Raw genomic sequence first — 10,810 nt, 5'->3', positions numbered from 1 at the left:
ATGATCCCGCCAGCGGTCTTGGATTCGGATTCGACCCGGCGAACGACCACGCGGTCATGAAGCGGGCGGAACTTCGACTTTGCCATTTTTTCTTCCTCGATGAGAACGGTGAGAAACAGTTCCTCCATCCGGCGGCGCCGGACATGTGGTTAGCACTCACCAAAGGCGAGTGCTAACGTGGCGCTGAAATAGGCTGGCGGCGCGCCGGAGTCAAGGCGCTCGGAGCGGCTCTTGGCGGTATGATGATGAACTTACCGGTGCCTGGCCGAACCGAGTACCAGAAGCGGGCACCGTTCGGCCAGCGGATAGCTGCCGCTCGGCACGACGCGCACCTCGCCGAACCAGTCGGCGGCCTCTTCGATCAGCGTGGCCAGCGTCGCGAAACTGTAGCTTATGTCCGAGCCGGCATAGACGTCGATCGTGTTGATCGAGGTCATGCTCCACCCCGTCCTTGCGGCAAGAGCTTCGCGGTCTGGGAACAGTCTGCCGAACGTATCGCGGATCGTTGCCACCTTGATGGCGAAATCGGGGTCGTTCGTCGTGGACGCCATCGCGATCCGCCATTTGAGCGCGTGGAAATTCTCGACCCCGCCGGCCAGAACCAGAGCTTCGATGCCGCGCAGATCATCTGCCGTTTCCGGTCGTGCGAAGACGCGGATCGCTGCGCGCCTGCCAGGCTTCAGTACCCTGGCGACCTCGCCAAACAACGAACTGCGCGCCGCCTGGGAATCGACCGCCGACAGGCATCCGTCGCCGATGACGGCGTCGATGCTTGCGTGATCCACGGGCAGGTTAAGCCAGTTGCCGGCGATTGCCCTTCGCGAGCCGTCGTCGCCGGCCCATACGCCGGAAATCATGGCCGCCGACTGGTCGACCGCCAACATCGACTTGCCCAGAATTGCCAATTCCGGGGTCACCCCCAAGAGGAGGACATCGGCATTTCCGAGATCAAGTTCGCGATCGAATATAGCGACGGTTTCCGCTGTTGGCCGGAGCGGCGCTTCCAGAAGTTTCCAATGGCGGTGGTAATCGTCCCAATGATTTGTCATGCAATTTATTGGCCCCTGGACGCCTGGATTTGGATACCCGCCGGGGCTTAATAGAGGTCGTCGGACAAGCCAAGACATTTCAAGAATTTACAGACGGTCCAAGAGGTAGATAGTGGCGCGCATCGTTGTGATAACGCACGAGCATGACAGGTTCCTGGGCAGGCGCGACATCCTGCTGCGCAGGAGCAGCCCATACATGCTGTTCGACATTCTTGCGGAATTGAAAAGGCGCGGCCACTCGGTTCAGGTTCAGCAAGGCCTGTCGAAGCCGGTCAGCGGCGATATGGCGGCATTGCATGTCGATGCCACGGTGACGCCTGCGGACTATGTCGACTACGCCCGGAGTTTTGCCTTCTGCCTCAACATCGGCGCCGCCGACATATCCAAGCGGCGGATCAGCGGCGCATTGGTCGACAGAACCGACAGCTGGCAAGGTCAGGTGATCGTCAAAAGCAATCTCAACAATCGGGGTATTCCGGAGACGCTCCTCAACCGGCGATCCGAGCGTGCCGGGAAACAGCAGCCGTTTCCGCGCTTGCCAGCCTTGCATCCTTATGAGGTCCATGGATCTCTCGGCGACGTTCCAGATGGCGTCTTTGATTGCGACGATCTCGTCGTGGAAAAGTTCATTCCGGAGAGAGAACCCGACGGTTTTGCTGTTCGTTTCTGGGTGTTTTGCGGAGAGCGCGAGCGCTGCACCCGCTACGTCTCCCCGAACGGCCTGGTCAAGGCAGCGGAGACGATCCGGCGCGAGTCCGTCCCGGTGCCCGACGAATTGCGTGAGCGTCGGCGTGAACTCGGCTTTGACTATGGAAAATTCGATTTCGTCATGCATGAGGGCAGGGCCGTCCTCCTCGACGCAAACAAGACTCCCGGCCGTCCGCAAAATCTCGTCAAGATGTTCGCGGCCGGCGCTTTCGATCTGACACACGGCTTCGAAGGCCTCATCCCTCGAGCGAAATAGGCCGCGGCTGAGATCGCCGCGGACGCCCTATAGAAACAGCCGCAGCTGTGTGTGAATGATAGACCGGTAATCCTCGATGGTCTGGCGGCTTTCCGCTTCGCCCTCGGCGAGCGCCAGGCGCACCACGCCGCCGGCGAGCTGGAAGATCAGCAGGACCATGCGTTCGAACTGCTCGCGCCTCTCGGGCTCGAGCAAGGCGATGACGTGGTCGCAGAACATTTTGGCTTGGTGTCGGGTTTCGGCGATGTCGAGGTTTTTGAGCGCCTTGTCGGCCTGGATGGCGTTCTGCAGATCCTGGATGGCCGGATCGCCGGCGACACGGCTGAGATAATCATCGAGCAGCCGGTCAGCGGCCATGATCACGTCGTTCGCCTCGCGGATTTCGGCGATGATCGTCGTCAGCCGTGCCCGGCTGACCTCTGAAAACCGCTCGTAGAGCATCGCCAGGATCGCCGATTTGTTGGGAAAATAGTGGTAGACGGTGGCGATCGGCCCGCCCGCCAGCATGCCGACTTCCTTCATGGTGACGGCGTCGATACCCTTTTCCCCGATCAGCCGCATGGTCGTCGACAGGATCGCGTCGATGCGCTCGCGGCTGCGTTCCTGCTTGGGCCTGCGCCTCGGCTCGGTCGCCATTCTCTTCAATTCCGTCATGCACCGATCTTTCGCACGGCTTCCCAAATTCCGGTTGACAAGAAATATGATCAAGTATCAGTTTCTGAAATACTGACAGGTTGTCAGCTTTTTTGCCGCACGGCAAGGACGTTGGGAGGCGCCTTTGGCTTCGACAGATACCGGCCACGCAGGCAGTGGCGACTGGCTGGTCGGCAATCCGACCGGCTGGCAGCTCGCCTCGGCCTTGTGGATCGGTTCGGTCGGCCTGCTCATCCTCGGCCTGCAGCCGGTGCTGCTTGGAGCTCTCTACACCGAAGGCCATGTCAGCGGCGACGAACTGGCGCTGGTCGCCACAGCCGAGATGATCGCTATTGCCATCGGTTCGGCTGTCGTGGCGATGCTGCTTTCGGCGCACCACATGCGCTGGAAAAGTGCCGTCCTTCTGCTGCTGCTGGCGCTGGCCAATGTGTGGACGGCCTATGCCGCGAGCGCCGGCACGCTGATTGCGGCCCGCGCCCTGGCCGGGCTCGCCGAGGGCGGTCTGGTCGCCATCGCCACCGAACTGATCGCCCGCTCGCGGCGCGCCGAGCGCATCGGCGGCTATTTCGTCACCATGCAGACGCTGGCGCAATGCGCGCTCGCCCTGTTGCTGGCGCTCTATGTCATCCCGGCCGCTGGGTCGGCGGGCGGCTTCATCGTTCTTGCCGTCGTCTGCGTCGTGTCGCTGGCGGTCGCTTTCACCGTACCCGGTGACTATGCCGACCTGCCCAAGGAAGAGAATTTGGCCAACGTGCTGACGGTTCCCTCGATGACCGCGCTGTTGTCGGTCTTCTGCTACTTCATGTTCTTCGGCGCGGTCTGGGCTTTCCTGGAGCCGCTAGGCGCGCAATACGGCATCGATGGCCGCACCGTCGGCCTGATCGTCTCGGCCAGCCTCGCCGTGCAGGTCCTGGGGGCGATGACGGCAACCGCGTTCGAGGCGCGCATCGATTATCGCCCTACCATCGCCGTCATCGGTGTCGTGGCGCTTGTCAGTTCCCTGGTTCTTGCCAGTAGCCCCGGCCTGACGACGTTCTGGGTCGCTGCCCTGGCCATGGGCTTTATCCTGCTGTTCATCGTGCCCTACCAGATCCGTCTGGCGATCACCGCCGACGAGACGCGCACCGCTGTGCTGCTGGTGCCGGCAGCCCAGCTTTTCGGCCTGGCGATCGGGCCGATCGCGGCGTCGCTGCTCATCGATGGCAAGGATTTCCGGCCGGTGCCGGAATTCGCCGCCGCCAGCGCGGTCGCCAGCGTGGCGCTGCTCGGTCTCTTCGTCCTTGTGTCGCGTCACCGTCGTGCGGTTGCCTGAGCGGGGAGGTGGCATGTCGAACATTTGGAGCAACTGGTCGGGCTTTGTAAGCGCCGAGCCCAAGCTGATCGCCAGCCCCGGCGATGCCGGTGAACTCGGTGATCTCGTCCGGACCGCGCCTGGCCCGGTGCGCGTCGCCGGTGCCGGTCATTCCTTCACGCCGCTGGTGAAATCGCAAGGCACGATCCTGTCCCTGGAGAGGCTGGAAGGGCTGGTCTCGCACGACGCGCAAAAACATCAGGCGCGGGTGCGGGCAGGGACCCGGCTCGGCCCGCTGATGCGCATCCTGCAAGGCATTGGCCAGGGCCTGCCCAACATGGGCGACATCGACCGCCAGGCGATCGGCGGCGCGCTGGGTACCGCCACGCATGGCTCGGGACCGACGCTCGGCGCCTATCACACGCAGTTGGAGACGGTGCAGATCGTCGACGGACTTGGCAAGGTCCGCGACTTCAAGCGGGCAGGGGATCAGGACATGATCCACGCCATGGGCGTCGCGCTCGGCGCTTTCGGCGTGCTCACCGAAGTGACGCTGAACAACATCGCGACCTACCGGTTGCGCCGCCGCAAATATGTGCTGCCGATCACTGAGATGCTGCGCGACTTCGAGGCGATGATGGCCGCGCATCGCTCGGCCGAATTCTACTACATTCCGTTCTCCGGCTATGCGCAGTTCATCGCCAGCGATTTCAGCGACGCCGCACCCACCGCACGGCCGCCGGAAGAGGACGAGGCGGGTTTGAGGACGCTGCGTCGGCTGCGCACCTCACTTGCCTGGCTGCCATCGCTGCGTGGCCGCCTGATCCGTTCGGCGGCCGCCAGATTTCCCGCCGAGGACTACGTGCAGGACTGGCTCAACGTCTATGCCAGCGACCGGCAGACCAAGTTCAACGAGATGGAATATCATTTGCCGTTCGAGGAAGGGCCGAAGGCGCTGGCCGAGATCATCGAGCTGACCGAGAAGCGCTTTCCCGAGGTCTATTTCCCGATGGAGGTGCGCTCGGTCGCGCCGGACCAGTTCTGGCTTTCGCCATTCTACAACAGGCTGACCTGCTCCATCGCCATCCACCATGATGCAGCGAACGATCCTCTGCCGTTCATGCGGGCGGCAGAGCCGATCTTCCGCAGATATGGCGGCAGGCCGCATTGGGGCAAGATGCACAGCCTGAAAGCGGCGGAGCTGAAAAAGCTCTATCCGCGCTGGGACGACGCCATGGCGGTGCGCCGCGACGTGGATCCGCAAAACCGCTTCGTGTCGCCCTACATGGCCGGCTTGTTCGGCATCGAATGATGAGCACCTATTTTTCCACCCTCTCGGATGCGCTGAAGGAAGCCGGCATCTTCCAACCCTGCCTGCTGCTCGATCGCGACCGGCTGGACGGCAATATTGCCCTGGTGAAGGGCAGACTCGATCCCGGGCTGGCGGTGCGGCTGGTCGACAAATCGCTCGCGTGCATGCCGCTGCTTGCGTATATCGGCAAGGCGCTTGGCAGTGAGCGCTTCATGACCTTCCACCCGCCGATCAGCGAGGCGGTGCTGAAGGCGTTCCCGGATGCCGATCTGCTCTACGGCAAGCCGATGCCGATCGGCGCGGCAAGGGCGGCGCTGGTGAAAGCCGATACCGACTGGTCGCGCGTCTGCTGGCTGATCGACAGCGAGGAAAGACTGGCGGAATATGGCGCGCTGGCAGACGAACTCGGCATCGGCCTGCGCATCGCTTTCGAGATCGATGTCGGGCTGCATCGCGGCGGGTTCGCCAATCCTGACGCCTTGTCGGAGGCGTTGAGCGCGTTGCCGGCCCGGCTGCATTGCGAAGGCGTCATGGCCTACGAGGCGCATGCGCCGCTCATTCCTGGCCTTTTCGGCGGACCGGCAAAGGCATTGGCAAAGGCGTCGGCGCAGGCCTCGGCGTTCGTCGCCTGTCTCGGCGCCGACCAGCGCCGCATCCTGAACATCGGCGGCAGCAAGACCGCGCTGCTTCATCATGGCGGCGCGGCCAATGAGGTCTCGATGGGCTCGGCCTTTGTGCTGCCCAGCGACTTCGATACGCCAGGCCTCGACGGCTTCCAGCCGGCGGCCTTCATCGCCACGCCGATCCTGAAAATGGTCGAGCCGATGCTGCCCGGCCCGCCGGCCGTCACCCGCCTGCTGCAGGCGCTCGGCCGGTTCCCGCGCAAGGGTTGCTACCTCTATGGCGGCAAGTGGATGGCCGAGCCGGTCTTCCCAGAAGGCATGAAGGCGAACGGGCTGCTCGGCCTGTCCTCCAACCAGCAATTCATGGGCTTGCCCGCCGACGCGGCCGCAAAGCCCGGCGACTACGCGTTTCTAAGGCCGACGCAGAGCGAAGCCGTGCTGCAGCAGTTCGGGTCGATCGCGGTGTTTTCCGGCGGCCGGATCGCCGATCGCTGGCCGGCGTTGCCGATGGCCTGACCGACTACGCCTTCACCGGTATCCAGATCTCCAGCCCGCCCTTGCCGCTGCGCGGGTCGAATTCGGGGCCGTAGCGTTCGAATTCCGGCGCGTCCGCGATCTCATGCCCGGAGGCCGGCAGCCATTTGTTCCAGATCGTGTTGACCGTCCGGCGGATGGTCGAGATGTGTTCGCGGTGGGCAAAGACCGCATATTTCTGCGCCGGCACCCGCACCCGGTAGAAGTCCCTGGGCAGGTCGGAGAAGTCAGACACTTCGACGCCGGCGATGTAGTCGAAATTGCCGGCATCGTCGCCGTTGACGCAGACGCCATAGGCGACGTTGCCGGTCTCGCCCGGGATGTTGCCGATATAGGGGCCGAAGCGCTGCCATTGCATCGGAATGGCGGCGCTGGTTTCGCAGCTGTAGCGTTCGCCGAGGCCGGCGATCAGGAACGGCCGGCTGGTCTCGAAACGCGGCGGTTCGAGATTGGTGAGGAGGGACTGGTCCATCAGGATCGGCTCCACGAGGTCGAGCTTGTCGAGTGTGCCCTGCGCGCGCACCAGTTCCGGCGTGGTGCCGAACTGATCGCGGAAGGCACGAGTGAACGCCTCATGCGAGTTGTAGCCGGCGTCGAGCGCGACGGCGAGGATGTCGGGCGCCCCGCCCGCCAGCTTGCGCGCCGCCTCGGTCAGCCGGCGTGAGCGCATGTAGCCCATCACCGACCGGCCGGTGGCGGCGCCGAAGGCGCGCGTCACATGAAAACGCGACACGCCGCTGCTTTGCGCGACATCATCAAGCGAGATCGCCTCCGGCAGATGGCTTTCGACGAACCACAGCGCTTTCTCGGTCGGGTTCATTTTGCTCCTCGCATTGGCCGGATCATCTTGGCGCCTTTCCCCAAGGCCAGTTTGATCGAAATTGCGCATCCCGTGCAATCTGCGCCGACGCCGGTCGCCATCCGGCCAACCGCCCCATGAGCTTTCGCTTGACAGCGACCGGCGTCATCTCTTAGGTATGTTATATTATTACATAAAGAGAGCATGCGATGCCTGTTTCCCTTAGCTGGCCCACCACTCCGTCCGAGAAATCCATTGCGAAGCGATCGGCGCAAATCTACGCTGAAGCGGTGATGGTCCCCGAGTCGAAAGGCGAGGGGTGAAAAGGGAACACGGTGAGGCCTGCTCAGGTCGAGACCGTGGCTGCCCCCGCAACTGTAAGCGGCGAGCAAAATCCGTGAATGCCACTGGCCGGCAAGGCTGGGAAGGCTGGATGGCGCAACGACCCGTGAGCCAGGAGACCTGCCATCACTGAGTTGACCGGACGGGGTGTGCCGGGAGGAAACGCGAATCCCGGTCTTGTCGGCCGGTTCGCCAGCTTCCTTCCGTCGCCAGTTTTGGAAAGTGACGGAAAGTTGGACGGCTCCATCCATCGCATCGTCGTATATACGCTTTGCCGTCCCGGCAAGCCGGCGGGCAGCAGCCGATGACCGTAGCGCTTCTCGAAGCCCGTGACCTCTGCGTCACGGCGAATGGGCGGGATCTGGTTCAGGCGGTCAGCTTCTCGGTGGCCGCCGGCGATCGCCTTGCCATCATCGGTCCCAACGGCGCCGGCAAGACGACGCTGCTGCGCATGCTGTCGGGCATGCTGCGTCCGAGCTCCGGCGAGGTGAAGCTCGGCGGGCGCCTCCTGGACAGGATTTCAGCCGCCGAACGGGCGCTGCACATTGCCGTGGTCGGCCAGACCGACCAGCCCGATCCGCGGCTGGCGGTGATCGACTATGTCGAGCTTGGCCGGGTTCCGCACGCCGGGCTGCGGCGCAGGAGCGAGGAGCGCGAGATCGTCGTCGATGCACTGCGTCGGACCGGCCTGCTGCCGCTATTTGGCCGCACCATCGGCTCGCTGTCGGGCGGCGAGCGCCAGCGCGCCCAACTTGCGCGCGCCATCGCCCAGCAGCCAAAAATCCTGTTCCTCGACGAGCCGACCAACCATCTCGACCCGCGCGCCCGCGGCGAACTGCTCGACCTCGTGGCAGGCTTCGAGATGACGGTGATCGCGGTGCTGCACGATCTGGCGCTGGTGGCACCGTTCGCCACCAGGGTGGCGGTGATGAACCATGCCCGTCTGCAAGCGCTCGCCGCACCGCGCGAAGCGCTGACCCAAAAGCTGATCCGCGAGATTTTCGGCATCGATGTGCTGCGTCTGCGCCATCCGACCGAAGACCGCGAACTGACGGTGTTCGATGTGCCGAACCGTGCCGCGCCGCCGTCGTGATTGAAGCCATTTCGTAGTCGACCCAATCCCATCCACAAGGAGCAAATCCGTGAAACGCCTGGCCTTTTCGCTTGTCTTCTCGCTGCTGGCCTCGACAGCCCTGGCCTTCCCGGTCACGGTCGACAGCTGCGGCAAGCCGCTGACCTTCGATGCGCCGCCGAAGCGCGCCGTCATCCAGGATCTCAACATGGCCGAGATGGCTTTCGCGCTGAAACTGCAGCCGTCGATCGTCGGCCTGACCGGCATCACCGGATGGTACAAGGTGGGTCCCGAATTCAAGGCCGAGCAGGGTTCGATCCCGGAACTGGCGCCGAAATATCCGACGCTCGAAAACCTCGTCGCGGTCGAGCCGGATTTCTTCTTCGCCGGCTGGTATTATGGCATGAAGCCGGGCGGCGAGGTGACACCCGATACGCTTGCTCCGCACGGCATCAAGACGCTGGTGCTGACGGAAAGCTGCGTGCATCTCGACAAGAGCCGCCCAGCCGCCTCGATGGACCTGCTCTATGGCGACGTCGAAAAGCTGGGCAAGATCTTCGGCAAGGAGGCCGAGGCGGAGAAGCTTGTCTCCGGCTGGAAGAAGCAGCTCGCCGACATCACCGCCAAGGTCGGCAACGGCAAGGGTACGCGAGTGTTTCTCTATGATTCCGGCGAGGACAAACCGTTCACAGCAGGCAAGTTCGCCATCCCCAGCGCCATGATATCAGCCGCCGGCGGCGACAACATCATGGCCGACATGGACACCAGCTGGGGCAACACGGACTGGGAAACGGTGGCGTCGCGCAATCCGCAATTCCTCATCCTGCTCGATTACCAGGGTGGCGGCGGCTACAAGAAGCTGCTCGATTTCCTGAAGGTCCATCCGGCCATGAAAGAGACGGACGCGGTCAAGAACGAGCGCTTCGTCGCCCTGCGCTATGCCGAACTGACACCCGGACCCGCCAATATCGAAGCGATCGACAAAATCGCCAAGGCCATGCATCCGGAAGCGTTTTGATGCCTGTCGCCCAAAAGTGCGCAGCGGTTTTGGGGCAACGACATGCATGAGCAAAAGATCCTGGAAGTGCGTCGCACGCGTCCTGACAGACACGACGCATTTCCAGGTTTGCGCCATCCGGCATTCGCACTGGCCATGCTGGTGGGAGCGGCGGCGATCGCTGCTCTCGCATTGCTGTCGATCGCCTATGGCTCGACGCTGATCCCGCTGACCGACGTTGTTGCAGCACTTGGCCGCGCAATCGGCTTCAGTGGGCACGACGTGTCCGGGCCGGTCGGCAAGATCGTCGTCGATCTGCGGCTGCCGCGCACGGTCCTGGCCATCTGCGTCGGGGCCGGTCTCGGCGTCGTCGGTGCGCTGCTGCAGACGGTGACCCGCAACGACCTTGCCGACCCGTTCCTGTTCGGCCTGTCGTCGGGCGCCGCCGCGGGTGCGGTTTCCGTCATCACCGTCTTCGGAGACAGTTTCGGCATCTGGACATTGCCGGTCGCGGCCTTCACCGGCGGCATATTGGCTGCCGGTGTCGTCCTGCTGCTGGTTGCGCGGGTGAGGGGGCAAGGCCCGGAGCGGCTGATCCTTGCCGGCCTTGCCGTGTCCTTCATGTTCACCGCCTTGACCAATTATCTTGTCTTTGCCGGCGACCAGCGCGCCGCGCACTCCGTGCTGTTCTGGACCATGGGTGGGCTCGGCCTGGCGCGCTGGGACAATATCTGGCTCGGCGCCTTGGGTGCGGGCACTATCCTGGCTTACGCGCTGTGGAACCACCGCCGGCTCGATGCTTTCCTGGCCGGCGAAAACGCCGCCGAAAGCCTGGGCGTGCCGGTGGCGCGGATGCGAAGGATGACCTTTCTCGTCGCCGCCTTCTCGACGGCGATCCTGGTCTCGGTCGCCGGCGTCATCGGCTTCGTCGGGCTGATGATCCCGCATCTGTCGCGGCCGCTGGCGGGCCCCTTGCACCTGCGCCTGGTTGCCAGCTGCGCCGTGTTCGGCGCGGTGCTGTTGCTGGCCAGCGACCTTCTGGCTCGAACGCTGTTGCCGCCGCAGGAACTGCCGATCGGCATCATCACCAGCTCGGTCGGCGCGTTCTTCGTCGTCACCATGCTCATCCGCAACCGGCTTTGAGTGCGGCCTCGGCCGGGGCCAGCGCCGCGA

General features: G+C 63.9%; 10 protein-coding genes, 1 pseudogene and 1 riboswitch. Of the genes and pseudogenes, 7 read left to right on the top strand and 4 right to left on the bottom strand.

Translation table 11 applies throughout. The features are described from left to right. Both AC0L3E_RS30960 and AC0L3E_RS30955 read right to left on the bottom strand, forming a co-directional pair. Positions 1–86, bottom strand: a pseudogene (locus tag AC0L3E_RS30960) (co-chaperone GroES); the annotation flags it as partial. 165 nt (positions 87–251) lie between these two features. Next, positions 252–1,049, bottom strand: a complete 798-nt coding sequence (locus AC0L3E_RS30955) for a class I SAM-dependent methyltransferase (RefSeq protein ID WP_473606430.1) — start codon at positions 1,047–1,049, stop codon at positions 252–254. Positions 1,050–1,161: 112 nt separating this feature from the next. On the opposite strand from AC0L3E_RS30955, the gene AC0L3E_RS30950 reads away from it, so the two are divergent. Beyond that, positions 1,162–2,013 carry an ATP-grasp domain-containing protein gene (locus AC0L3E_RS30950; RefSeq protein WP_473606429.1) on the top strand — a complete coding sequence of 284 codons (852 nt, stop codon included), beginning with the start codon at positions 1,162–1,164 and terminating at the stop codon, positions 2,011–2,013. A gap of 27 nt (positions 2,014–2,040) precedes the next feature. Here AC0L3E_RS30950 and AC0L3E_RS30945 read toward each other — a convergent pair whose 3' ends face one another. After that, positions 2,041–2,667: a TetR/AcrR family transcriptional regulator gene (locus tag AC0L3E_RS30945; protein ID WP_473606428.1), complete on the bottom strand. Its 627-nt coding sequence runs from the start codon at positions 2,665–2,667 to the stop codon at positions 2,041–2,043. A gap of 124 nt (positions 2,668–2,791) precedes the next feature. Between AC0L3E_RS30945 and AC0L3E_RS30940 the strand changes: the two genes are divergently transcribed. From AC0L3E_RS30940 to AC0L3E_RS30930, 3 genes are read left to right on the top strand one after another with little or no spacing between them, the layout of a single operon-like run. Continuing rightward, positions 2,792–3,979 carry an MFS transporter gene (locus AC0L3E_RS30940; protein WP_473606427.1) on the top strand — a complete coding sequence of 396 codons (1,188 nt, stop codon included), beginning with the start codon at positions 2,792–2,794 and terminating at the stop codon, positions 3,977–3,979. Positions 3,980–3,992: 13 nt separating this feature from the next. Next, a complete protein-coding gene (locus AC0L3E_RS30935) occupies positions 3,993–5,270 on the top strand; it encodes a D-arabinono-1,4-lactone oxidase (RefSeq protein WP_473606426.1) in 1,278 nt (425 codons plus the stop codon). Continuing rightward, positions 5,270–6,409 carry a DSD1 family PLP-dependent enzyme gene (locus AC0L3E_RS30930; protein WP_473606425.1) on the top strand — a complete coding sequence of 380 codons (1,140 nt, stop codon included), beginning with the start codon at positions 5,270–5,272 and terminating at the stop codon, positions 6,407–6,409. Before AC0L3E_RS30935 ends, AC0L3E_RS30930 begins: the two co-directional genes overlap by 1 nt. 4 nt (positions 6,410–6,413) lie before the next feature. Here AC0L3E_RS30930 and AC0L3E_RS30925 read toward each other — a convergent pair whose 3' ends face one another. Continuing rightward, positions 6,414–7,247 carry an AraC family transcriptional regulator gene (locus AC0L3E_RS30925; protein WP_473606424.1) on the bottom strand — a complete coding sequence of 278 codons (834 nt, stop codon included), beginning with the start codon at positions 7,245–7,247 and terminating at the stop codon, positions 6,414–6,416. 256 nt (positions 7,248–7,503) lie between these two features. Then, positions 7,504–7,710, top strand: a riboswitch (cobalamin riboswitch). 162 nt (positions 7,711–7,872) lie between these two features. Between AC0L3E_RS30925 and AC0L3E_RS30920 the strand changes: the two genes are divergently transcribed. From AC0L3E_RS30920 to AC0L3E_RS30910, 3 genes are all read left to right on the top strand, one after another. Continuing rightward, positions 7,873–8,661 carry an ABC transporter ATP-binding protein gene (locus AC0L3E_RS30920; RefSeq protein WP_128309872.1) on the top strand — a complete coding sequence of 263 codons (789 nt, stop codon included), beginning with the start codon at positions 7,873–7,875 and terminating at the stop codon, positions 8,659–8,661. 49 nt (positions 8,662–8,710) lie between these two features. After that, a complete protein-coding gene (locus AC0L3E_RS30915) occupies positions 8,711–9,658 on the top strand; it encodes an ABC transporter substrate-binding protein (protein WP_473606423.1) in 948 nt (315 codons plus the stop codon). Between the two features lie 135 nt (positions 9,659–9,793). Further along, positions 9,794–10,780: a FecCD family ABC transporter permease gene (locus AC0L3E_RS30910; protein ID WP_127331546.1), complete on the top strand. Its 987-nt coding sequence runs from the start codon at positions 9,794–9,796 to the stop codon at positions 10,778–10,780. The last annotated feature ends 30 nt before the right edge of the window (positions 10,781–10,810 follow it).

It is taken from the genome of Mesorhizobium sp. WSM4822 (assembly GCF_055811155.1).
This window is presented reverse-complemented; position numbering and strand designations above follow the sequence as displayed.